Genomic DNA, 597 nt, shown 5'->3' on the forward strand with positions numbered 1-597 from the left:
TGCCGATGCTTGCGGCCAGCGAGCATCGGCGCATCGTCGAGACGTGGAACGCGACGGAAGCCGAAGTTGAACAGCCGGACGCGCAGAGCCTGCCCGAGCGCTTCGAGGCGCAGGCCGCGCGCACGCCCGACGCGATGGCGCTTGTGTTCGACGATGAACGGATCGACTACGCGACGCTGGACGCGCGCGCGAACCGGCTGGCGCACTATCTGAGGTCGCTCGGGGTCGGGCCGGATGTGCGGGTGGCGCTGTGTGTCGAGCGTTCGGCGGCCATGGTGGTGGGGCTGCTCGGCATTCTCAAGGCAGGGGGCGCGTACGTGCCGCTCGACCCTGCCTATCCGCGCGAACGGCTGGCCTACATGATCGGCGATGCCGCGCCTGCGGTGATCCTGACGCAGTCGGCCCTGCGCGAGGTCATGGGAGCGGACGACGATGGACGCACACAAGTGGTGTGCATGGACACCGATGCCGCGCGATTCGAGGCGTGTGCCGGAACCCGGCCCGCGCCGCTCGCGCGGGCGGGCCATCTGGCCTATGTGATCTATACGTCGGGCTCGACCGGGCAGCCCAAGGGCGTCTGCATCAGCCATGGCGCGT

Annotated in this window: 1 protein-coding gene; it reads left to right on the forward strand. The window is 69.5% G+C overall.

Going from position 1 to position 597, the window contains the following annotated elements:
* On the forward strand, positions 1-597 hold a 597-nt coding region (locus HB633_RS30635), incomplete at both ends, for an AMP-binding protein (RefSeq protein WP_213781865.1).

Origin of the sequence: Caballeronia sp. dw_276, from assembly GCF_018449635.1 — a bacterium.
In the GTDB taxonomy this organism is placed as follows: Bacteria; Pseudomonadota; Gammaproteobacteria; order Burkholderiales; family Burkholderiaceae; genus Caballeronia.